Origin of the sequence: Pseudescherichia sp. AS216, assembly GCF_037152055.1 — a bacterium.
Classification (GTDB): domain Bacteria; phylum Pseudomonadota; class Gammaproteobacteria; order Enterobacterales; family Enterobacteriaceae; genus Pseudescherichia.
Genome location: NZ_JBBCMV010000003.1, coordinates 81,447 through 102,117, shown reverse-complemented (window position 1 = coordinate 102,117; position 20,671 = coordinate 81,447). Strand labels below are relative to the sequence as shown.

The 20,671-nt window shown below is 55.1% G+C and carries 25 protein-coding genes; 11 read left to right on the top strand and 14 right to left on the bottom strand.

The window, feature by feature from the left end:
• Window positions 1–7 precede the first annotated feature (7 nt).
• The 9 genes from recT (at window position 8) to WFN61_RS09730 (ending at window position 3,651) form a co-directional block, all read left to right on the top strand.
• Entirely contained in the window at window positions 8–1,027 is a 1,020-nt protein-coding gene (gene recT, locus WFN61_RS09770) for a recombination protein RecT (RefSeq protein WP_337038605.1), read from the top strand.
• Window positions 1,028–1,070: 43 nt separating this feature from the next.
• On the top strand, window positions 1,071–1,322 hold the full coding sequence (locus WFN61_RS09765) for a helix-turn-helix transcriptional regulator (RefSeq protein WP_337038604.1): 252 nt from the start codon (window positions 1,071–1,073) through the stop codon (window positions 1,320–1,322).
• A 10-nt stretch (window positions 1,323–1,332) separates the two neighbouring features.
• Complete coding sequence (locus WFN61_RS09760) at window positions 1,333–1,635, top strand: PerC family transcriptional regulator (RefSeq protein ID WP_337038603.1); 303 nt, start codon at window positions 1,333–1,335, stop codon at window positions 1,633–1,635.
• Window positions 1,628–1,786, top strand: coding sequence for a DUF1317 family protein (locus WFN61_RS09755; RefSeq protein ID WP_337038602.1), 159 nt, complete (start codon window positions 1,628–1,630; stop codon window positions 1,784–1,786). Before WFN61_RS09760 ends, WFN61_RS09755 begins: the two co-directional genes overlap by 8 nt.
• Window positions 1,783–2,334 (top strand): hypothetical protein, encoded by a 552-nt coding sequence (locus WFN61_RS09750; RefSeq protein ID WP_337038601.1) that lies wholly within the window; start codon window positions 1,783–1,785, stop codon window positions 2,332–2,334. Before WFN61_RS09755 ends, WFN61_RS09750 begins: the two co-directional genes overlap by 4 nt.
• On the top strand, window positions 2,331–2,933 hold the full coding sequence (locus WFN61_RS09745; RefSeq protein ID WP_337038600.1) for an MT-A70 family methyltransferase: 603 nt from the start codon (window positions 2,331–2,333) through the stop codon (window positions 2,931–2,933). Before WFN61_RS09750 ends, WFN61_RS09745 begins: the two co-directional genes overlap by 4 nt.
• Window positions 2,930–3,124 (top strand): hypothetical protein, encoded by a 195-nt coding sequence (locus tag WFN61_RS09740; RefSeq protein WP_337038599.1) that lies wholly within the window; start codon window positions 2,930–2,932, stop codon window positions 3,122–3,124. The genes WFN61_RS09745 and WFN61_RS09740 overlap by 4 nt, the downstream gene beginning before the upstream one ends.
• 99 nt (window positions 3,125–3,223) lie before the next feature.
• Window positions 3,224–3,385, top strand: a complete 162-nt coding sequence (locus WFN61_RS09735; RefSeq protein WP_337038598.1) for a hypothetical protein — start codon at window positions 3,224–3,226, stop codon at window positions 3,383–3,385.
• On the top strand, window positions 3,382–3,651 hold the full coding sequence (locus tag WFN61_RS09730) for a hypothetical protein (RefSeq protein WP_337038597.1): 270 nt from the start codon (window positions 3,382–3,384) through the stop codon (window positions 3,649–3,651). Before WFN61_RS09735 ends, WFN61_RS09730 begins: the two co-directional genes overlap by 4 nt.
• Here WFN61_RS09730 and WFN61_RS09725 read toward each other — a convergent pair.
• The 3 genes from WFN61_RS09725 to guaB all read right to left on the bottom strand — a co-directional run bounded on the left by WFN61_RS09725 (window position 3,648) and on the right by guaB (window position 8,217).
• Window positions 3,648–4,901 carry a tyrosine-type recombinase/integrase gene (locus WFN61_RS09725; RefSeq protein ID WP_337038596.1) on the bottom strand — a complete coding sequence of 418 codons (1,254 nt, stop codon included), beginning with the start codon at window positions 4,899–4,901 and terminating at the stop codon, window positions 3,648–3,650. The two genes, WFN61_RS09730 and WFN61_RS09725, sit on opposite strands and share 4 nt — an antisense overlap.
• A gap of 192 nt (window positions 4,902–5,093) precedes the next feature.
• Window positions 5,094–6,671 carry a glutamine-hydrolyzing GMP synthase gene (gene guaA, locus WFN61_RS09720; protein ID WP_144818175.1) on the bottom strand — a complete coding sequence of 526 codons (1,578 nt, stop codon included), beginning with the start codon at window positions 6,669–6,671 and terminating at the stop codon, window positions 5,094–5,096.
• A 79-nt stretch (window positions 6,672–6,750) separates the two neighbouring features.
• Window positions 6,751–8,217, bottom strand: a complete 1,467-nt coding sequence (guaB, locus tag WFN61_RS09715) for an IMP dehydrogenase (RefSeq protein WP_144818174.1) — start codon at window positions 8,215–8,217, stop codon at window positions 6,751–6,753.
• 157 nt (window positions 8,218–8,374) lie between these two features.
• Here guaB and xseA point away from each other — a divergent pair, with 157 nt between their 5' ends.
• Entirely contained in the window at window positions 8,375–9,748 is a 1,374-nt protein-coding gene (gene xseA, locus WFN61_RS09710; RefSeq protein ID WP_337038595.1) for an exodeoxyribonuclease VII large subunit, read from the top strand.
• 7 nt (window positions 9,749–9,755) lie between these two features.
• Here the strand turns inward: xseA and WFN61_RS09705 are convergent, their stop codons facing one another.
• Together WFN61_RS09705 and WFN61_RS09700 are read right to left on the bottom strand one after the other, a co-directional pair.
• Window positions 9,756–10,898 carry an MFS transporter gene (locus WFN61_RS09705; protein ID WP_337038594.1) on the bottom strand — a complete coding sequence of 381 codons (1,143 nt, stop codon included), beginning with the start codon at window positions 10,896–10,898 and terminating at the stop codon, window positions 9,756–9,758.
• Between the two features lie 66 nt (window positions 10,899–10,964).
• A complete protein-coding gene (locus WFN61_RS09700) occupies window positions 10,965–11,186 on the bottom strand; it encodes a zinc ribbon domain-containing protein (protein WP_144818171.1) in 222 nt (73 codons plus the stop codon).
• 269 nt (window positions 11,187–11,455) lie between these two features.
• Between WFN61_RS09700 and WFN61_RS09695 the strand changes: the two genes are divergently transcribed.
• Window positions 11,456–11,890: a Shiga toxin A subunit gene (locus WFN61_RS09695; protein ID WP_144818169.1), complete on the top strand. Its 435-nt coding sequence runs from the start codon at window positions 11,456–11,458 to the stop codon at window positions 11,888–11,890.
• 94 nt (window positions 11,891–11,984) lie between these two features.
• Here WFN61_RS09695 and WFN61_RS09690 read toward each other — a convergent pair whose 3' ends face one another.
• The 9 genes from WFN61_RS09690 to hisS all read right to left on the bottom strand — a co-directional run bounded on the left by WFN61_RS09690 (window position 11,985) and on the right by hisS (window position 20,633).
• The gene (locus WFN61_RS09690; protein ID WP_337038593.1) at window positions 11,985–12,263 is read right to left on the bottom strand and encodes a hypothetical protein; all 279 of its coding nucleotides are present in this window, start codon (window positions 12,261–12,263) and stop codon (window positions 11,985–11,987) included.
• Window positions 12,264–12,372: 109 nt separating this feature from the next.
• Entirely contained in the window at window positions 12,373–12,666 is a 294-nt protein-coding gene (locus tag WFN61_RS09685) for a hypothetical protein (RefSeq protein WP_337038592.1), read from the bottom strand.
• A gap of 337 nt (window positions 12,667–13,003) precedes the next feature.
• The gene (locus WFN61_RS09680) at window positions 13,004–14,548 is read right to left on the bottom strand and encodes a peptide MFS transporter (RefSeq protein WP_144818168.1); all 1,545 of its coding nucleotides are present in this window, start codon (window positions 14,546–14,548) and stop codon (window positions 13,004–13,006) included.
• 265 nt (window positions 14,549–14,813) lie between these two features.
• The gene (locus WFN61_RS09675) at window positions 14,814–15,251 is read right to left on the bottom strand and encodes a hypothetical protein (RefSeq protein ID WP_222126336.1); all 438 of its coding nucleotides are present in this window, start codon (window positions 15,249–15,251) and stop codon (window positions 14,814–14,816) included.
• A gap of 2 nt (window positions 15,252–15,253) precedes the next feature.
• Window positions 15,254–15,712, bottom strand: a complete 459-nt coding sequence (locus WFN61_RS09670) for a Panacea domain-containing protein (protein WP_144818167.1) — start codon at window positions 15,710–15,712, stop codon at window positions 15,254–15,256.
• A 185-nt stretch (window positions 15,713–15,897) separates the two neighbouring features.
• Window positions 15,898–17,382, bottom strand: coding sequence for a ribosome biogenesis GTPase Der (gene der, locus WFN61_RS09665; protein WP_103818871.1), 1,485 nt, complete (start codon window positions 17,380–17,382; stop codon window positions 15,898–15,900).
• Window positions 17,383–17,512: 130 nt separating this feature from the next.
• Window positions 17,513–18,691 carry an outer membrane protein assembly factor BamB gene (gene bamB / locus WFN61_RS09660; RefSeq protein ID WP_144818165.1) on the bottom strand — a complete coding sequence of 393 codons (1,179 nt, stop codon included), beginning with the start codon at window positions 18,689–18,691 and terminating at the stop codon, window positions 17,513–17,515.
• Between the two features lie 10 nt (window positions 18,692–18,701).
• The gene (locus WFN61_RS09655; protein ID WP_144818164.1) at window positions 18,702–19,322 is read right to left on the bottom strand and encodes a YfgM family protein; all 621 of its coding nucleotides are present in this window, start codon (window positions 19,320–19,322) and stop codon (window positions 18,702–18,704) included.
• 36 nt (window positions 19,323–19,358) lie between these two features.
• Entirely contained in the window at window positions 19,359–20,633 is a 1,275-nt protein-coding gene (hisS, locus tag WFN61_RS09650; protein WP_144818163.1) for a histidine--tRNA ligase, read from the bottom strand.
• Window positions 20,634–20,671 lie beyond the last annotated feature (38 nt).

The following is a 20,671-nucleotide window of genomic DNA, read 5'->3' as shown; positions in this document are numbered from 1 at the left end:
AGAAAAAATGTCTACCAACGCACTCAAAGCAGCGGCTACTGGCCAGCAAGTCACCAAACATGGTGAAAAGCCAACCACACTGGCTGGACTTCTCGCTGATCCAAAAATTAAGGCTCAGATGGCACTGGCTCTTCCAAAGCATATGACTGCAGATCGCCTGGCGCGCATTGCAACCACTGAGATCCGCAAGGTTCCCAAACTAGCCGCATGCGACCAGGCAAGCTTCCTCGGCGCAATAATGCAGTGCGCTCAGCTTGGACTTGAACCTGGTGGCGCCCTTGGTCATGCATACCTGATCCCGTTCGATAAGCGCCAAAAGGTAAACGGCAACTGGAAAACCGTATCTACTGAAGCACAGCTGATTATTGGTTATCGCGGCATGATCGACCTCGCCCGCCGGTCAGGTCAGATCCTGAGTATTTCAGCGCGCACTGTCCACGTTAACGACAAATTCAGCTACGCATACGGACTCGAAGAAACCCTCGATCACGTGCCGAGCGAAAGCGGTGATCGTGGTGAATTAACTCATGTCTACGCCGTAGCGCGCCTTAAAGATGGCGGTGTGCAATTTGAGGTTATGAGCCGTGCTGATGTTGAAAAAGTTCGTGCGTTGAGCAAGGCAGGAAGCAGCGGCCCGTGGGTAGATCACTTCGATGAAATGGCGAAGAAAACCGTAATCCGCCGCCTGTTCAAGTATCTCCCGGTCTCCATTGAGATGCAGCGCGCCGTGATAATCGACGAAAAAGGAGAAGCAGGAGTAAGTCAGGATAACGCGGCTGTTATTACAGGTGAATATTCGGTGGTTGATGAAGATGCCCCCCTTGACGAAGCCGTGGACGGAAAACAGGAAGATGCCCGTGCTTACATTGAGGCTCTTTTTAACAGTCTCGATGCCTCTTCCCCTGATGCAAAGGCTTTGTTTGAAAAAATTGAGCAGGAGCTAAAGGAACAGGAAAAAACCCTTGGCCACGAATTATTTTCCGGCTTCATGACGACGCTGAATGATCTGCGCCCTGAATTCAAATAACCACCGCGCGGCGCAGTGCGCGCCGCACCACCTCGGAGTATCTATGAAAAACGCATTAAGCAAGAAGCAGGTGCTGGAGATGGTTCCCCTGTCATGGAGCACCATCGATCGCCTGGAACAGGCGGGGCAATTCCCGCAACGTTTCTACATCACTGACCGCCGCTGCGCATGGAACGGCGACGAGATCGAGCAGTGGCTCGACAAGCGCCAGGCGAACAGCCCGGCAGAGTTCACCGGAAAAAAGCCGCCAGTTGAGCAGCGCGTTTTCCGCCCCGTTAGCTCAGCTGCTGCGTGAGGTGCGCATCATGGCTAAATCCCGTCTCGAAAAGCACCACGAAGAAAAAGTGTTAGCCCGGCCAGCGCCGGGTGCACCGGTGGCAGTAACACCGGCAGCAATGGAGATCGAAAAGCTGGCTATCGCTCGCGAGGAGCGTGGCCAGTACCGCGTCGCCGCCAATCTCTGGCTGAAGTGCATGGACAAAGCGCGGGGAGAGGTAGAGCGATCCCGCATAGCCGTGCGCCGCCAGCGCTGCATAGGCTTCAGTAACGGGCTGCGCCGGGGTGAATACAGCGGCATCAGCGCCGGTTGCGGGGTGATCTATGACTAGCACCACCGACAACATCAGGGTAGGCAGCGTCACTCTGGTCTATTCGGTCACCCGCCGGGGCTGGATATCTCCCCGCGGCGCCGTGATCAAAAACCCGCTCAAGGCTCAGCGCCTGGCGGAAGAACTCAACAGCAGGAAGGTGGCAGCATGAGCTATTACAAATATAACAGTGCTGAGGCGCTGGCGGCATTGGCCGACATGGAGAGCCAGGAGCGGGATCTTAAAAAACTCGGCGAATCCTTTGCCGGCATTTTTGGCGGCAAACCAGTGTTCCAGAAAACAGCTTCTGACTGGAGATTCCACGGCATACGCTTTGAGGATGGAATGTACGGTAGCCACTTATTATGGACAAAACCTAATGCAAACAATGGCTGGTCTCAACAACCTCGCGTTAAGGTTCCGGCCAACCTAAAGGAAGAGTCAAAGGCCCTATGGTTTCTGTGGAATGAAAAGCGTCCTGATCTGATTGTTAGCCGTGATCAATTCTATGAATCACTAGGACTCGATTGGGGGAACTTGCTGTTTGGCGGGTTTGAAATGTTTCGGTTAGGTGATGTTATTTTCGTGGGTACTGGCTGCACGCCGAAATCAGAATCTGGGGCGGTAGAAATATTAGGAAGTGAGTACATATCAGCAAAGCTCAAGGCAGTGGATGAGAATAGTGCTGCTAAAGCAGCGAAAAAGGTTGGTGCAGCATGACAGGTAAATACACCCTTATCTACGCCGATCCACCCTGGGCGTACCGCGACAAGGCTGCCGACGGCGACCGCGGCGCTGGCTTCAAGTACCCGGTGATGGGCGTGCAGGATATCTGCCGTCTGCCAGTGTGGGATCTGGCCGCCGACATCTGCCTGCTGGCCATGTGGTGGGTGCCGACGCAGCCGGTAGAGGCGCTGAAGGTTGTCGAGGCCTGGGGCTTCCGCCTGATGACCATGAAGGGATTCACCTGGAACAAATGCGGCAGCCGGCAGCACGACAAACTTGTGCTCGGCATGGGTCACATGACCAGGGCCAACAGCGAAGACTGTCTGTTTGCCGTGAAGGGTAAGCTCCCTGAACGCATGGATGCCGGGATCGTCCAGTCATTCACCGCGCCGCGCCTGGCCCACTCACAGAAGCCGGACTACGTGCGGGAGAAACTGGTGCAACTGCTTGGCGATGTGCCGCGTATTGAGCTTTTTGCCCGCCAGTCCTCACACGGTTTCGACGTATGGGGTAACCAGTGCTCATCACCGGCGGTGAACCTGCTGCCTGGCATAGCTGAGTTCATCAAAAACCAGAAGGAGCAGGCAGCATGAAGCTCGACGAGATCCATAACGTTGCAGTGTTCTTCAGCATGGGCGGTAAAACCCTGGCACTGCGCATGACGCCAGAGCAGAAGAAAATCGTAGCCCTTTTTGCGCTTAATTCTGCTGTTGATACCGCTGAGCTTATCCCGGTTCCGCACATGACGTTACCAGCAGATCCAGAAATGAAGGAGGCGCTATGACATCTCATCAGATCGCCGCCTGGTGCCTCGGTTACGGCGTACTGCTGGCGCTGGTATGCGTCAGCCAGTGGCTCAACCTGCGCGGGCGGGAGGTGCATCGTGACGCGCAGTGACATCGAGCGATACGAGCGCGAAAGCGTGATGCGCGCCCTGGCTAATCATCGCGGCCCGGGCGATGACGGCGCGCAGCAACTCATCCGTAGCAGTGAGCGCCGCCGGGCGGCGCGTGAAGCAGAACAACATGAAGAGGTGAGGTCGTGAGTGTTTATCAGTACATTACCGCTGCATACCTTGCAGCGGGCCTGGTTTTTCTGATCATCACCGGCATCAAGTTAAAGACAGGCTGGCGCGTCTGCGAAGATCAAAAAAGAGAACTCAACGATATTTATTTCCGCCTGAGTAACTTGCCAGATAGCATGAAGTTCCTGGCATCAACTTTACTGACTGTTTTCGCTATCGCCTTTTCTGCTGCCGTGATCCTTGGATGGCCCTATATGCTGATGAAGAAAAGCAAGCCACGTGATTAACCCCGATCTTCCATCCACATCTCATACTTAGCCGGGGAGAATGGCACCAGATCGGTGTGCTCCCCTGCTATCCAGGCATCTATCATATCGGCCCACTGCTGGAGCATATAGGTACGGCCATCGGCATATTCAGCCTTGTTATAAACAGCCCGCACGCCGCGCTGCTCATGCGCCAGCGCCTTTTCAATCCAGTCTGACGGGAATCCAGCCTCATGCAGTAGTGTGCTGCCCGTGCGCCTCAGATCGTGTACCGTCATAGATTCCAGCACTTCTCCGTCTTTATTGGCCTGATCAACGGCCCGGTCGATTACTGAGTTAAGCGCAGCATTAGACAACGGCTTGCTCGAACTGAAACGACCAGGCACAAGGTACTCACTGCCACCAGCGCACATTTGCAGGCCGACCATAATATCCTGCGCCTGCCTGGGCAGATAGATAACGTGATCCCTGGACGCCTTCATCCTCTCGGCGGGAATGGACCAGGTATTTTTGCGGAAGTCGATCTCCTTCCACGTGGCCAGCGTGAACTCGCTTTTCCTGACCATAGTGATCAGCACCAGCTTAACGGCGAGCTTCAGGGTCGGCATTGTCCCGACATTATCCAGTGCGCGGAATAGCGTGCCGATCTCTTCAGGCGTAAGGCTTCTGTCCTTGGGCTTAAACGTGGCAATAGCAGACGGGTTTATTGCTGCCGCCGGATTAAAGAACCCGTGCCCACGATCATTCGCGTGACGATACACGCTGCTAATTATCTGCCTGGCCTGCAGCGCTGTAGCCCGCCCACCACGACCGACGATCTTATCGCACAGGTCCCGCACCATCCCGGTGTTGATCTCCGTCATCATTTTGTTGCCCAGCGCCGGGAGAATGTCACGCTCAATTACAGATTGCTTCATCTGCCGCGTGCTGTCCGCCAGGGTGACGTGTTTCATGTAGGCGTCGGTATGAGCGGCAAACGTCTCTTCTCCCTTTATGCGTCTGATACCGTCGCGTTTCGCCGCAGCCGGCGACTGGCCTGACTTCAGGAGCTTTTTGGCGGCAATTAATTCCTCTCTCGCTTCCGCCAGGCTGATACCGTCACGACCATACTGGCCGATCACCAGCGTTTCTCTCCTGCCGTTGATCCGGTAATCGTACCGGAATGAGACGCTGCCTGACGTGAGCACCGCTACATACAGTCCGTCACGGTCGGCAACTTTGTAGATTTTGTCCTGCGGTTTGAGGTTTTTTAGTTTGGTATCGGTCAGCACATTTCACCCGGTTTGCGATGATAAAAATGACGGGATGAGCATATACCTTTAGGGTAATACCGTCACGCGTACCGACGAAAAATATGAGGTAGAGTGAATAGATATGAGTAGCTATAAACAAAAACCCTCTGTAAAAACAGAGGGTTGCGTATGTGTTTGAATAGATATGATTAGTTATAACTTAGCTATTAATCATTCCCACTCGATCGTAGCCGGTGGTTTCCCGCTGATATCATAAACCACACGCGATATCCCATTGACTTCGTTGATGATTCTGTTCGACACACGGCCGAGGAAGTCGTACGGCAGGTGCGCCCAGTGTGCGGTCATAAAGTCGATGGTCTCTACTGCGCGCAGGGAGACAACCCAGTCGTACTTACGGCCGTCGCCCATTACGCCTACCGAGCGTACCGGCAGGAACACGGTGAAGGCCTGGCTAACTTTGTTATACAGATCAGCTTTGCGCAGCTCTTCAATGAAGATCGCGTCAGCGCGACGCAGCAGGTCGCAGTACTCTTTCTTCACTTCGCCCAGCACGCGGACGCCCAGACCTGGCCCCGGGAACGGGTGACGGTAGAGCATGTCGTACGGCAGGCCCAGCTCAAGACCAATCTTACGCACTTCGTCTTTGAACAGCTCACGCAGCGGTTCAACCAGGCCCATCTTCATCTCTTTCGGCAGGCCGCCCACGTTGTGGTGAGATTTGATGACGTGTGCTTTACCGGTCGCAGACGCAGCGGATTCGATAACGTCAGGGTAGATAGTCCCCTGCGCCAGCCACTTAACGTCTTCCAGCTTCAGCGCCTCTTCGTCAAACACTTCAACAAAGACGCGACCGATGATTTTACGTTTCGCTTCCGGATCGTTCTCACCCGCCAGCGCGTCAAGGAAACGCTGCTCGCCTTCAACGTGAACAATGTTCAGGCCGAAGTGGTCGCCGAACATATCCATCACCTGCTCGGCTTCGTTCAGGCGCAGCAGGCCGTTATCAACGAATACGCAGGTCAGACGCTCGCCAATGGCGCGGTGCAGCAGCATCGCGGTCACGGAGGAGTCCACGCCGCCGGAGAGGCCAAGGATCACCTTGTCATTACCAACCTGCTGGCGGATACGCTCGATAGCGTCGTCGATAATCTTAGCCGGGGTCCAGAGGGCTTCACACTCGCAGATGTCGCGCACGAAACGCTCCAGCATACGCAGGCCCTGACGGGTGTGGGTCACTTCCGGGTGGAACTGCACGCCGTAGAAGCGCTTCTCTTCGTTAGCCATAATGGCGAACGGGCAGGTCTCGGTGCTGGCAACGGTAACGAAGCCTTCCGGGATAGCGGTAACTTTGTCGCCGTGGCTCATCCACACGTCCAGCAGCGGGTTGCCTTCTGCGCTCAGGGAGTCCTCAATACCGCGCACCAGCGCGCTCTGAGTCTTCACTTCAACCTGAGCATAGCCAAACTCACGCTCGTTGGAGCCTTCAACGTGGCCGCCAAGCTGCATCGCCATCGTTTGCATACCGTAGCAAACGCCGAATACCGGTACGCCTGCCTCAAATACATACTGCGGCGCGCGCGGGCTGTTGTTTTCAGTGGTGCTCTCCGGGCCGCCGGATAGGATGATCCCGTTCGGGTTGAACTCACGGATTTGAGCTTCGGTGACGTCCCAGGCCCACAGCTCACAGTAGACGCCCAGCTCACGCACGCGGCGGGCAACAAGCTGGGTATACTGCGAACCAAAGTCGAGGATAAGAATACGATGCTTATGAATATTGTCGGTCATTGACGATTGTTCCGAGGCAGAAGCAGATAGAGAAAATAAGTGCCGGGCAGCGTTACGCCCACCCGGCCTACAAATTAAATCAGGAACCCATGCGGTAGTTCGGGGACTCTTTAGTGATGGTCACGTCGTGAACGTGGCTCTCCTGAATGCCCGCCCCGCTGATGCGTACAAATTCAGCCTGCGTACGCAGCGCGTCGATAGTACCACAGCCGGTCAGACCCATACAGGAGCGCAGGCCGCCCATCTGCTGGTGAATGATCTCTTTCAGGTAGCCTTTGTACGCTACGCGGCCTTCGATACCTTCAGGCACCAGCTTGTCAGCAGCGTTATCGGTCTGGAAGTAGCGATCGGAGGAGCCTTTGGACATCGCGCCCAGCGAGCCCATACCACGGTAGGATTTGTAAGAGCGGCCCTGGAAGAGTTCGATCTCACCCGGAGACTCTTCGGTACCGGCCAGCATGGAGCCCACCATCACCGCCGCTGCGCCTGCGGCAATTGCTTTAGCGATATCGCCGGAGAAGCGGATGCCGCCGTCGGCGATAACCGGAATGCCGGTGCCTTCAAGGGCTTCAACCGCGTCGGAGACGGCGGTGATCTGCGGAACGCCCACGCCGGTCACGATACGGGTAGTACAGATAGAGCCAGGGCCGATACCCACTTTCACCGCGCTGACGCCAGCGTCGGCCAGGGCACGCGCACCTGCGCCGGTCGCCACGTTGCCGCCGATGATCTGCAGGTCAGGGTATTTCGCACGGGTCTCACGAATACGCTGCAGTACGCCTTCGGAGTGGCCGTGAGAGGAGTCAATCAGCAGCACGTCAACGCCAGCGGCAACCAGCGCATCGACGCGCTCTTCGTTGCCCGCGCCCGCGCCTACCGCAGCGCCCACGCGCAGACGGCCATGCTCGTCTTTACAGGCGTTCGGTTTACGTTCGGCTTTCTGGAAATCTTTTACGGTGATCATGCCGCGCAGATGGAAGCTATCATCTACCACCAGCGCCTTCTCAACGCGTTTTTCGTGCATTTTAGCCAGCACGACATCACGGGTTTCGCCTTCGCGCACGGTAACCAGGCGCTCTTTCGGCGTCATGTACACGCTTACCGGCTGGTTCAGGTCAGTCACGAAACGCACGTCACGACCGGTAATAATACCGACCAGCTCATAGTTTTCCGTCACTACCGGGTAACCGGCAAAGCCGTTACGCTCGGTCAGCGCTTTCACTTCGTGCAGCGTGGTGGTTGGCAGAACGGTCTGTGGGTCGGATACGATACCGGACTCATGTTTCTTCACGCGGCGTACTTCTTCCGCCTGGCGCTCGATGGACATGTTTTTATGGATAAAACCGATGCCACCTTCCTGCGCCAGGGCGATAGCCAGGCGTGCTTCCGTCACGGTGTCCATTGCTGCAGAGAGCATAGGAATATTCAGGCGAATGGTTTTGGTTAACTGGGTGCTGAGGTCGGCAGTATTCGGCAGAACGGTAGAATGAGCGGGAACGAGGAGGACGTCGTCAAACGTCAGGGCTTCTTTAGCGATACGTAGCATGGGCAATATCTCTGACCGGGTGGTTAAATATTGCCGTGGCATTATACAGAGCGTAACCGATTGCATCTACACTTTTTTGGAAAAATAGTTGCGATTGCGGCCCATCGGGTTACTATCGATTAATTAACCTTCTGATTTAAAATTTGATCTGGCTCACATGTCATCGATGCAATCCCCCGCAATTTTTACCGTTAGCCGCCTGAATCAGACGGTACGCCTGCTGCTGGAAAGAGAAGTTGGCCAGGTCTGGATCAGCGGTGAGATCTCAAACTTTACCCAGCCTGCCTCCGGTCACTGGTACTTCACGCTGAAGGATGACACCGCCCAGGTTCGCTGTGCGATGTTCCGCAACAGCAACCGTCGGGTGACCTTTCGTCCCCAGCATGGACAGCAGGTTCTGGTCCGCGCCAGCATTACGCTCTACGAGCCGCGCGGCGAGTATCAGATCATCGTCGAAAGCATGCAGCCCGCAGGGGAAGGCCTGCTCCAACAGAAGTACGAGCAGCTCAAGGCGAAGCTGGCGGCAGAGGGACTGTTTGATCAGCAGAGCAAGCAGCCGCTTCCCTCCCCCGCCCACTGCGTAGGGGTGATCACCTCGAAAACCGGGGCCGCGCTGCACGATATTCTGCACGTGCTTAAACGTCGCGATCCCTCCCTGCCGGTGGTGATCTACCCTACCGCCGTTCAGGGCGAAGATGCCCCGGGGCAGATCGTTCGCGCCATTGCGCTGGCGAACAGCCGCAAGGAGTGTGATGTGCTGATCGTCGGGCGCGGCGGCGGCTCGCTGGAGGATCTCTGGAGCTTCAACGACGAGCGCGTAGCGCGGGCGATTTTCGCCAGCCAGATCCCTATTGTCAGCGCCGTCGGCCATGAAACCGACGTTACCATCGCCGACTTTGTAGCCGACCTGCGTGCGCCGACCCCGTCCGCCGCCGCAGAGATGGTCAGCCGCAACCAGCTTGAACTCCTGCGTCAGCTGCAAAGCGGCCAGCAGCGGCTGGAGATGGCGATGGATTACTACCTCGCTAACCGCACCCGGCGCTTTACTCAGCTGGAGCACCGACTGCAACAGCAGCACCCGCAGCTGCGGCTGGCGCGTCAGCAAACCGTGCTTGAGCGACTGCGCCAGCGGATGACCTACGCGATGGATAATCAGCTTAAGCGTTCAGGTCGGCGCCAGCAGCGGATGACCCAGCGGCTAAACCAGCACTCTCCCCAGCCGCGTATTCACCGCGCTCAGAACCGGGTGCAGCAGTTAGAGTACCGTCTGGCCCAGCTGATGAGCGCCAGGCTTAGCGCTACCCGGGAACGCTTTGGCAACGCCATGACCCATCTCGACGCCGTCAGTCCACTGGCTACCCTGGCACGCGGCTACAGCGTGACCACCGCAACGGATGGCAACGTGCTGAAGCAAACCAAACAGGTAAAAGCCGGGGATGTGCTTACCACCCGCCTGGTTGATGGCTGGGTGGAGAGTGAAGTGAAGGGCGTGACCGCCGCTAAAAAAACACGGGCACGCAAAAAAACCTGACCTGACGCTAGTTCGCCTGATGATGTCTGTCAGGCGTAACGGCAAGCATTATCCATGACAGGCCGGAAAAAATAGCCAGTGCGCCAGTTGCACCGATCGCGCCATAGAGCTGGCCAAAGACCACTGAGCCCACTACCTGCCCTGCGGCCAGCATCAGGAAAGCCATACTGACGCCCGCCGCGGGCGAAGGTTGCGCAATCTCCGCCCCCTGAACCAGCAGCACGCCGGACAAAATGACATACCCCGCGCCGCTCATCGCCACAACCGGAAAAAGCCACCCGCTAAAACCGTGGCTCACCGCCAGCGCGGCCAAAGATACGGCCATAAAGAGCTGCGATCCCCAGTAAACGCCGCGCATGCCGATACGTCTCGCCACGCTGCCGGTAAACACGGCGAGGACGCCTGCACCACCGCTCACCAGCCACAGGATGTTTGTCATCGCGCTATCTACCCTGGTGTGCTGCTGAAGTAACTCAGGCCCAAAGCTCCACCAGGCTGCGCTGGCAGTACCGCTGACAAAAGCAATGACTAACAACCGCAACATGCCCGGCTTGCGAAAAAGTGCGCGCCAGTGCGGCGATCCCTCTCTCGGTTTAGACACGTGCTTAGGAAGAGTACGCCACGCAGCGACCAGGCATATCAGCGCCAGTAAAGCAAAAACCATGCAGGAGACGCGCCATCCGCCAGGTATGAAAAAAAGAATGGGGACAGACAGGATGATGCCCCCGCTTGTTCCGGCGTTAATCGTTGTATTCACCTGCGTCTGCCGTTCATCGGCAACGGCATCGTTGACGGCACCCGCCAGGGAGGGAGAGGCCAGTCCAGAGCTCATACCAGCAACAAACAGGCCGAGCGCCAGCCAGAGCGGCGCAGCCGCAAAAGCCATGATGAGCAACCCAGCGGCGGCCACCATGGCAGCCAATATTGCCGTGACGCGGGGGCCGAAGCGGCTGGTCAAAAAGGACGCGATAAAGACAGATAAGCAATAGGCTACGTAGCTGCAGGCAGCAATTAACCCAGCGACTTCTGGTGTGAAAGGGATCGCCTGCCGAATATCGGGCAGCATGATCCCCCATGAAAATCTCGCCATCCCATAGGTTACGGCGATCAAAGCAAAGCCGGTGACTCCTAACGTCACGTCTCTTTTCATTACGTTTCTCTTTTTATGAGCAGTTAAAAACGTAAGTGCTAAGAGACAATTGCGCAAATTTTGCGGCTAGGCGTCAGACCTGACGAACTCGACGCGCTTTTTCGAGATCAGCCCATGGCCATGCTGGCAGAAGTAGTCCACCGCCCCGCAGGCTTTAAGCACCTCTAATGGCTGATGGCACTCGGGGCAGCGGGCTTCTAACGCCACATCACGATTACAATTTTCGCAATGTGCATGGGTGCCAACAAGCTCCACCGGTTTATCGCAATCAGGACAGGTCAGTTGCATAACGCCTCCTGTAATATTTTAATTAACTCATTATACCGCTCTTATGCTCCTGTGGACAATGCAAGTGACTGCATAGGGTGTGCCGCTTATAAGCCGCCATATTATTCATCAGTAATATGATCAAGAGCCATATATTCACCCCACCTCTTTTGGTTAATTTTATTACATAACATATTACACCTACAAACCATTATAAACGCTAATGAATAGCTAATTGCGTTATAGATTAATATATTGAAGAAAGCTGATGTAGAATTAAAGGTTATCCGATGAAAGTTTTAGTACCTTTCATTATCATAGTGCTGCCGACGGTGAGTTATGCTGCGGGTTTACCCGGAAGTGAATGCGCCGCTCCAGGCCACTACGCTGAAAGTATGTTACAGGTCAGCATTAAAAACGATCTTGGGATTAAGCTGGCAAACATACCAAACAGTAAAATCGTCACGGAGATATTGAGTATTACTCCGGTATCCGAAGTCTTTGCTCGGCAGATGGCTAAAGCCGATAGCGCAACCGGAAACAGTCTATCTGAAAATGATTACTTCGAAATTTATCACAGCAATCATGCAATGAATTTAATAGTACGTTACACCTATACTAATAATGACGGCAAAAAAGACGTATTCATCTCCTCAGCATTGATGAATGATGAAGAGTGCTCAGTACGCTATAACGGCTATATGACAATATCGCGAGAGTTTTAAGCGCCGGGCCGAGGGTTGGCTTAACCTACTCAATAAGTACCGGGGCATAGCATCTGCCCCGGCAACGTTAAGTGTTATCCGGCGTTAGCTGCTGTCAGTAAAGTGCCGCATCAAGATGAATTCTAACGCTGTAACCTACATTTCTAAAAGAATAGACGTTTCCGCGAACATACAAATCAAGCTGCCCATCTCTCACCTCTGCGTTAGCCTTATAGTCGTCAGTAACCATAATAGGCTCCACGTCTTTTATATGCGCCATGAAATCATCAGGACTTTTCTTGGCATCATAGAGATAATAACGGTAGGTATCCTTTGAAAGCGAACTGGATGCCGCCTGCGTGATATAGAGATTTAGCTCATCGTTGACACTCATCTTACCCTTCAGCTGTTCATATACGGTAAACAGATCGCGAATTGATACGCCCAGAACCCAAGGATAAGCAAAACAAAGACAGCCCCTGTACGCCAGCTAAAACCTATATTCATGGTGCAGCTTCAAGATAGATATCAACGCTGTGGATTTCAGAACCACTCTGATACACCGCAGGGCTATCGAAAGAGTAAATTTCACCGCGAACGCGGAGGTAAATTTGGTTATCCTTCACCTTCAGTACGGCTTTTTCATCCCTGGTGTTTAGGAACGGCGCAGCGTTAGCAACGTTTGCCATAAAATCAGCATCGCTTTCCTTTGCATCCACTACGTAATAACGGTACGAATAGGCAGTCGTCGCTCCCGCATCGGTCTGTACTACATAGATATTCGCTTTATCGTTCACAGAAACTTTTTTACAGAGCGTATAAGCCAACAGGGAAAAACCAGCTGGGGAGCATATAGGCTGTCCATGCCAGTACAATGATGACAAGAGCGACAATGTATCGCTTTTTAAAAGCCCATTCTCTTTGCATCACAGCGCCTTATCGGAATGACCTTGCAACATCCTCAAGTTCAAGAGTTCAAGCATAATACGACTTTAGATATGCCGATAACTTGCGCTTTAGTGCTTCGTTATATGCTTCATTGATATGAAAAAGCCCGCAGGATGCGGGCTGAAGAGTAGTTATATGCGACACGATTTTACCGGGGCATAGCATCTGCCCCGGCAACGTTAAGTGTTATCCGGCGTTAGCGGCCGGTTTAGCCTGGGCGTTTGCCAGCATGCGGCGAACCGGCACAATAAGGACGATCAGCACGGCAGCGCAGATCAGTAGGGCAACGGAGCAGCGGGCAAAGAGATCCGGCAGCATATCAAGCTGGTCGGCCTTGACGTGACCGCCAATCAGGCCTGCCGCCAGGTTACCCAGCGCGCTCGCGCAGAACCACAGTCCCATCATCTGGCCGCGCATTCTTTCCGGGGCCAGCAAGGTCATGGTCGCCAGACCAATCGGGCTCAGGCACAGCTCGCCGAGCGTCAGCATCAGGATGCTGCCTACCAGCCAGAAAGGTGACACCCCTGCCCCGCCGCTATTCAACACGTTCTGTGCCGCCAGCATCATCAGGCCAAAGCCTGCCGCCGCAAAGAGAATACCGATCACGAACTTGGTGATACTGCTCGGACGAATGTTCATGCTCGCCAGCTTCGGCCACGCCCAGCTGAATACCGGGGCCAGCAGAATAATGAACAGGGCGTTAATTGACTGGAACCACACGGCAGGGATTTCAAAATCACCGATCATGCGATTGGTATAGTCGTTGGCGAACAGGTTGAACGAGGTCGGCTTCTGCTCAAACGCAGACCAGAAGAATGCTGCGGAGACCAGCAGGATAAAGCAGACCAGTAGGCGGGCGCGCTCTTTGCGGTTCAGGCCAGCAAAGATAAACAGGTAGATGAAGTAAAGCGCCACCGACGCCGCAATCACGTACACCAGCACGCTGGCGACCGCGACCGGGTTGATGACAATCACGCCCTGTGCAATCAGCGTTACGATAACCGCTACGCCAACCGCCAGCGCCAGCAGCCACATGCCTACGCCTTTTCTCTTCACCACCGGGCTGTTCCAGGTGGAGTCCAGACCGACTTCGCTGTCGTAGCGTTTCATGGCCGGAACGGCAAACACGCGGAAGATGATCAGCGCCACCAGCATCCCGATGCCGCCGATACCAAAGCCCCAGTGCCAGCCGTGGCTCTTAATCAGCCAGCCAGAGATCAGCGGCGCAATGAAGGAGCCCATGTTGATGCCCATGTAGAACAGCGAGAAACCGCCGTCGCGACGCGCATCACCTTTTTTATACAGGGTGCCGACCATCACCGAGATACAGGTCTTGAACAGACCAGAGCCGAGCACGATGAACATCAGGCCAATAAAGAACAGGTTGTCGCCCATAAAGGCAGAGAGTGCAATCGACAGGTGGCCGAGGGCAATCAGGATCGAGCCGTACCAGACCGCGCGCTGCTGGCCGAGCCAGTTATCCGCTAGCCAGCCACCCGGCAGTGCGGCCAGGTACATAGTACCGGCAAAGATGCCGACAATGGCGGAGGCATTCTCACGTGCCAGTCCCATCCCGCCGTCATACACCGTGGCAGCCATAAACAGGATCAGCAGCGGACGAATGCCATAAAACGAGAAACGCTCCCACATCTCGGTGAAGAACAGCGAGCCGAGCGGATAGGGATGGCCAAAGAACGTTCGGCTCTCTTGATGATTAACAGAGGATTGCATATTTCTCCCGAAAGGTATGTCGTTGTGCAGGTAAACACCGCGAAGTACGCCGGCCAGTTACGTATCTGACCGATTTTTTTACATGCGGCAAAGTGTTTGTTAACTATTTGATAATCTGGCGCTAGTTTTGTCTAGTACCAACCCCGGGACTTTAAGATGAAAACTCGACGTTTGTCTACTTTCTTAGATTTAAAGTTGGCTAATAACGAATAGTGTTTGACATAGCACAGGGAAATTTGTGTTTTGAATAGACGAGAAACGCGTATTAGCGAGCAGAATAGAGCAGATGATCGGGGTCGAGCCATACAACATGAAATACATCACCGATGAAAAAGCCATGTATGCGGCCATATTCATTGCGGGATACCGCAAACTGGTAGGGAGTGTAGCTCTGAAACTGCTCGTTCAAGAGTGCGAATCCGTCAGGTTCAGAAGTGCTTACCCAATCTATGCAATGCGACTTTAGTGCTGCGTTACGATTAGTTGTGAACTCCAACAATGTAAGGCTCGATATACCCTTAAGTCGCTCGATCACCTTGCAGAAATAGGCGGCACCCTGCTTTGCAAAGCCAAACTTAGCATGGACTGAATCAATATATTGAAAAGAGAAGCTTAAAGCCGATCGGGCGTTTTTAGGCTTGCTTACAACAATCCTGGCGCCTGAAGAGAGGATCTTCCCCGCTTTAACCTTCCCTCTGTTCATTGTTAAGCTTCCATCATGCTGCGATAAAACTCCGCAGTCTCTTTTTTATCCAGAACATGAGTACAAACAGCGCTGACTGCTAAATCTCCTCGCGCGCTTATCCAAGGCTGCTCCTGATGCGTTAACTGCTCCAGCTCGTAAGCGGTATAGCCGCCGAACACCTGATAGATCTCATCCAGATGTTTAGTAATATGGGCAGGAAGGTCCGGACGCGGTATTTCAGCAGTGATAGGCTGCCATTTGTAGTGGGCAAAGCGGACATAGAGATCTCTAGCGACCGGACCATGCACCCAGGCTTCGAAACGTTCGGGCACGAGTTCAGCGCCATCATTCAACGCCATGTACCATGCGTCGGCATAAAATATCATTTTCTGCAATTTAAGCGGTGTAATGATGTCTCCATGCTCTTGAGCAAAGCACAGCAGATAGTCTGCTACATCGTTCAGGGTTGCCACTGCCATGATTTGTCTCCTTTTATAACCCGTTGACAATAGATAGGTATTGATTGCAACGATCGCATGCCCCTGAAAATATTGCGAGTGAAAGCGTGCTATCTCACCACTCAAAACGTTTATCTGCGAGCAAGGCCGAAAAATAAAAAAGCCCGCAATATGCGGGCTAGATAGCGGTGCTACGCTCAGGCCTGTTACTTGCCTTTCTTAATATGCTTGATCAGACGCTTACGCTTACGCATCTGGTTCGGGGTCAGGGTGTTGCGCTTGTTTGCGAACGGGTTATCGCCCTCTTTGAACTGGATACGGATCGGCGTACCCATGACGTCCAGCGATTTGCGGAAGTAGTTCATCAGGTAGCGCTTGTAGGAGTCCGGCAGGTCTTTCACCTGGTTGCCGTGGATCACGACGATTGGCGGGTTGTAACCACCGGCGTGGGCGTATTTCAGCTTCACGCGGCGACCGCGCACCAGCGGCGGCTGGTGATCTTCCGCAGCCATGTTCATGATGCGGGTCAGCATCGCGGTGCTCTGGCGACGAGTCGAGCTGTCATAGGCTTCACGAACGGATTCAAACAGGTTACCAACGCCGCTGCCGTGCAGAGCAGAGATAAAGTGCACGCGAGCAAAGTCGATAAAGCCCAGACGGAAATCGAGGGTCTCTTTGACCTGCTCTCTCACTTCATTGCTCAGGCCGTCCCACTTGTTGACGACGATCACCAGCGAGCGACCGCTGTTGAGGATAAAGCCCAGCAGGGAGAGATCCTGATCGGAGATGCCTTCCCGGGCGTCGATCACCAGCATTACCACGTTGGCGTCTTCAATCGCCTGCAGGGTTTTGATCACCGAGAACTTCTCTACGGTATCGGTGATCTTGCCGCGCTTGCGCACGCCCGCGGTATCAATCAGCACGTATTCACGCTCGTCGCGCTGCATCGGGATGTAGATGCTGTCGCGAGTGGTGCCTGGCATATCGTATACCACCACACGATCTTCACCGAGAATGCGGTTGGTCAGGGTAGATTTACCGACGTTAGGACGACCCACGATCGCCAGCTTGATCGGCAGATCCAGCGGGTTGAAGTCATCTTCCGGCTCTTCAACTTCTTCACCGTTCTGCTCGGCTTCAAACTGCGCCCAGTAGGCCGCATCTTCGTCCACCTCTTCCTCTTCACGGGGATCGATTTCCTGCATCCACGGCACCAGCACGTGCTCCAGAAGGCTGGTCACGCCGCGTCCGTGGGAGGCAGCAATCGGGTGGATTTCGCCCAGACCCAGGGAGTAGAAGTCAAGGACAGCCTGATCGGGATCGAGACCGTCGGTTTTGTTGGCGACCAGGAAGGTCGGTTTTTCACGCGAGCGCAGGTGCTTGGCGATGGCCTCATCGGCAGGCATCAGGCCTGCACGGGCGTCCACCATAAACAGCACCACGTCCGCCTCTTCAATCGCCAGCAGTGACTGCTCGGCCATACGGGTTTCAACGCCGTCTTCCGTACCGTCAATACCACCGGTATCGATACAGATAAACTCGCGGCCCTCGACCTCGGCCCGACCGTATTTACGGTCGCGCGTCAGCCCCGGGAAGTCCGCTACCAGCGCATCACGAGTACGCGTTAAGCGGTTAAAAAGGGTGGATTTGCCAACGTTCGGGCGTCCGACAAGCGCGACCACAGGAATCATGTTTAAAGCCTCATTCAAAAAATCATTGTCAACGTCGCCAATTCGCGCCGCTGGTAAATCAGTAAAAATTAAAAACAGTAAAACGGCCCCTGAAACAGGAGCCGTTTTTCAATGCTAACGACCGCCGTAATTAACGCGTAATCGCGTAGAGCGTACCGTCTTTCGCCTGGATCAGCAGTTTACCATCGGCGACAACCGGTTCGGTCAGCAGACCGGAGCTGTCAACTTTCTGCTGTGCCACGAAACGTCCATCTTCCGGGTTGATCCAGTGCATGTAGCCTTCGCTATCACCTACCACGATGGATCCATTATACAACGCTGGCGAGGTCAGGTTACGGTGCAGCAGGTCGCTGTTTGTCCAGAGCGTGACGCCGCCGTCAGTTGTCAGGGCCAATACGCGATCGGTCTGGTCAACCAGGTAGATGCGGTTGCCGTCAACAATGAAATCGTTCACCGAACCCAGCTCACGTTTCCACATAATCTGGCCGCTGCGCAGATCCAGTGCGGTCAGGTTACCGTTGTAGGCCAGCGTATAGACCACGCCGTTCACCACAACCGGCGTTGTATCAACGTCGCTCAGACGATCGATCTCCGTTGCGCCGGTGGCCTGGGAGATACGCTGCTGCCAGATCATCTGACCCTCTTTCAGCATCACCGCGCTGACGCGACCGTTATCACCGCCAACAATCGCCGCACCAAAGGCCGGAGCCGGAGCGGATTCACCACGCAGCGACAGGGCTGGCATATCAAGGTTAACGGTCCACTTCACTGCACCATCGCTCTCGCTCAGCGCCTGCAGCTGGCCGTTGCTGGTATGGATCAGCACCAGGCCATCGCTCACGACCGGACGGGAAAGCACTTCCCCGGCGGCGGTGGTCTTCCAGGCCTGGGAGCCATCGTTGGTGTTCAGGGCATAGACCTGCGCCTTTTCACTGCCGACGTAGACGTGACCGCCCGCTACCGTCAGGCCGCCAGAGAGCAGCGCCGGGCGGGTTGAGAACCAGCCGCTCTTCTCGGCCAGGCTGATAGACCACACCTCTTTGCCGTCATCAGCATTGAGGGCTTTCACTGTCCCATGACGATCGGCAGCGTAAACCACGCTGTCGGCAAACGCCGGGTGCAGGTTAGAGTAGAAATCGCCAATGCCGTCGCCGACAGAGGTGCTCCACGCGGTGGACGGGTCAAACTGGTTCTCTACCGTCGGCAGCGGAGACATTTTGACAACGTCCTCTTCACCGTTAAACAGAGAACAGCCACTCAGCAAGGTGACCGAAAGCAGCCCTGGCAGAAGTAATTTACGCAATTGCATCGGGTCCCTCTTAGATGGACAAATTATTGATTTTCATCTGCAACATTTCACTCAGCGCTGGAGAAGCGTCGCTTTTCGCGCCTGCTTCCCACGCGCTGCGCGCACCTTGCTTATCGCCCTTGCTGAGCAGGGCTTCACCACGCAGATCGGCTACGATGGCCGTCCAGCCTTCACCCTTGATTGACTCCAGGGTTTTCAGCGCTGCGTCAGGCTGCTTCAGCTGAACCTGAACGCGCGCCAGACGCAGATTGATCACCGCTTTGAGATTCTCATCACTGGCGGCGGCCAGGCCCTGCTGCAGCTGCGCTGCGGCTTTATCCAGCTGGTTGCTCTCTACAAACTGCTGGGCCAGCTCAAGGGAGGCAAAGGCACCGTAAGTGTTTTTCGTATCAGCCGCAAACTTCTCTGCGGCCGCCAGCGTCTCTGGCTTATCTGCCCGCAGCGAAGAGATAGCAGTTTCATAGGCCCAGGAGGACTCGCGCACGGAATCATCCTGATGACTTGTCCAGTAACGCCAGCCTACCAGCGCGCCAACGCCTAAAATAACCCCAACGGCCAGTGCTTTGCCATTCTCGGCAAAGAAGCGTTTAATCGCATCAACCTGGTCGTGCTCGTTCTCGTAGATTTCCACGCAGTCCTTCTCCTAAACGATAATTCCCCGGGGAGATTAACCCAGTAGTGTGCGCACATGCGCGGCAACGCTATCCTGCGCTACGGTAGTCTGCTCACCAGAGCGTAAATCTTTTACCACCACGTTGCCGTCAGCCACTTCTGACTCACCCAGCACCAGCGCAACGCGAGCGCCCCACTTGTCGGCACGGGCAAACTGTTTCTTGAAGTTGCCGCCGCCGTGGTTGGTCATTAATTTTACCTCTGGCACAGCATCGCGGACACGCTCAGCCAGCTGCAGCGCAGCGGCCTGTGTATCCGTACCCGACGCCACCAGGTATATATCGACAACGGGATCGGCATTAAATTCCGGATTAACTGCCTGAACTAACAAAACAAGTCGCTCGAGGCCCATCGCAAAACCTACCGCTGGGGTCGCGCGACCGCCGAGCTGTTCTACCAGACCGTCGTAGCGGCCGCCTGCGCACACCGTACCCTGGGAACCCAGGCTGCTGGTGACCCACTCAAAGACGGTGCGGTTGTAGTAGTCGAGGCCGCGTACCAGACGCTGGTTAACGGTATAGGCGATGCCAGCCGCGTCTAACAGTTTGCACAGACCGGCAAAGTGTTCGCGAGAGTCGTCGTCCAGATAGTCGCCCAGCGCCGGCGCATCGTTTAACAGCGCCTGTACGTCCGGGTTTTTGGAGTCCAGCACGCGCAGCGGGTTGCTGTACATGCGACGCTTGCAGTCTTCGTCAAGCTTGTCTTTATGCTGCTCAAGGAACGCCACCAGCGCATCGCGGTAGTTAGCACGCGCCTCCAGCGAGCCGATAGAGTTCAGCTCCAGGCGGACATGATCGGCGATGCCCAGCGCGCGCCACCAGCGGGCGGTGAGCAGGATCAGCTCGGCGTCGATGTCCGGGCCCTGCAGGCCAAAGACTTCGCAGCCCAGCTGATGGAACTGGCGATAGCGCCCTTTCTGCGGACGCTCGTAGCGGAACATCGGCCCGACGTACCACAGACGCTGCTCCTGATTGTACAGGAGACCATGTTCGATGCCGGCGCGTACGCAGCCCGCCGTACCTTCAGGACGCAGCGTCAGGCTATCGCCGTTGCGGTCGTCAAAGGTATACATCTCTTTTTCAACCACGTCGGTGACTTCACCGATGGCGCGTTTGAATAACGGGGTCTGCTCTACAATCGGCAAGCGGATTTCACTGTAACCGTAGCTGCCGAGCACGTTCTTAAGTGTGCCTTCAATGCGCTGCCAGATGGCGGTGTCGCCTGGCAGGTAATCGTTCATGCCGCGAATGGCTTGAATATTCTTTGCCACGTTTATTCTCTTTATAAATATAAAAATGAACCCTCAGG

Bases quoted from the DNA above. Each gene is read 5' to 3' on its own strand.
- WFN61_RS09750 (WP_337038601.1), top strand. From the start codon at position 1,783: ATGAGCTATTACAAATATAACAGTGCTGAGGCGCTGGCGGCATTGGCC.
- WFN61_RS09760 (WP_337038603.1), top strand. From the start codon at position 1,333: ATGGCTAAATCCCGTCTCGAAAAGCACCACGAAGAAAAAGTGTTAGCC.
- WFN61_RS09765 (WP_337038604.1), top strand. From the start codon at position 1,071: ATGAAAAACGCATTAAGCAAGAAGCAGGTGCTGGAGATGGTTCCCCTG.
- guaA (WP_144818175.1), bottom strand. From the start codon at position 6,671: ATGACCGACAATATTCATAAGCATCGTATTCTTATCCTCGACTTTGGT.
- der (WP_103818871.1), bottom strand. From the start codon at position 17,382: ATGATTCCTGTGGTCGCGCTTGTCGGACGCCCGAACGTTGGCAAATCC.
- WFN61_RS09745 (WP_337038600.1), top strand. From the start codon at position 2,331: ATGACAGGTAAATACACCCTTATCTACGCCGATCCACCCTGGGCGTAC.
- WFN61_RS09670 (WP_144818167.1), bottom strand. From the start codon at position 15,712: ATGGCAGTGGCAACCCTGAACGATGTAGCAGACTATCTGCTGTGCTTT.
- WFN61_RS09695 (WP_144818169.1), top strand. From the start codon at position 11,456: ATGAAAGTTTTAGTACCTTTCATTATCATAGTGCTGCCGACGGTGAGT.
- xseA (WP_337038595.1), top strand. From the start codon at position 8,375: ATGTCATCGATGCAATCCCCCGCAATTTTTACCGTTAGCCGCCTGAAT.
- guaB (WP_144818174.1), bottom strand. From the start codon at position 8,217: ATGCTACGTATCGCTAAAGAAGCCCTGACGTTTGACGACGTCCTCCTC.
- bamB (WP_144818165.1), bottom strand. From the start codon at position 18,691: ATGCAATTGCGTAAATTACTTCTGCCAGGGCTGCTTTCGGTCACCTTG.
- WFN61_RS09755 (WP_337038602.1), top strand. From the start codon at position 1,628: ATGACTAGCACCACCGACAACATCAGGGTAGGCAGCGTCACTCTGGTC.
- WFN61_RS09675 (WP_222126336.1), bottom strand. From the start codon at position 15,251: ATGAACAGAGGGAAGGTTAAAGCGGGGAAGATCCTCTCTTCAGGCGCC.
- recT (WP_337038605.1), top strand. From the start codon at position 8: ATGTCTACCAACGCACTCAAAGCAGCGGCTACTGGCCAGCAAGTCACC.
- WFN61_RS09680 (WP_144818168.1), bottom strand. From the start codon at position 14,548: ATGCAATCCTCTGTTAATCATCAAGAGAGCCGAACGTTCTTTGGCCAT.
- WFN61_RS09700 (WP_144818171.1), bottom strand. From the start codon at position 11,186: ATGCAACTGACCTGTCCTGATTGCGATAAACCGGTGGAGCTTGTTGGC.
- WFN61_RS09705 (WP_337038594.1), bottom strand. From the start codon at position 10,898: ATGAAAAGAGACGTGACGTTAGGAGTCACCGGCTTTGCTTTGATCGCC.
- WFN61_RS09740 (WP_337038599.1), top strand. From the start codon at position 2,930: ATGAAGCTCGACGAGATCCATAACGTTGCAGTGTTCTTCAGCATGGGC.
- WFN61_RS09690 (WP_337038593.1), bottom strand. From the start codon at position 12,263: ATGAGTGTCAACGATGAGCTAAATCTCTATATCACGCAGGCGGCATCC.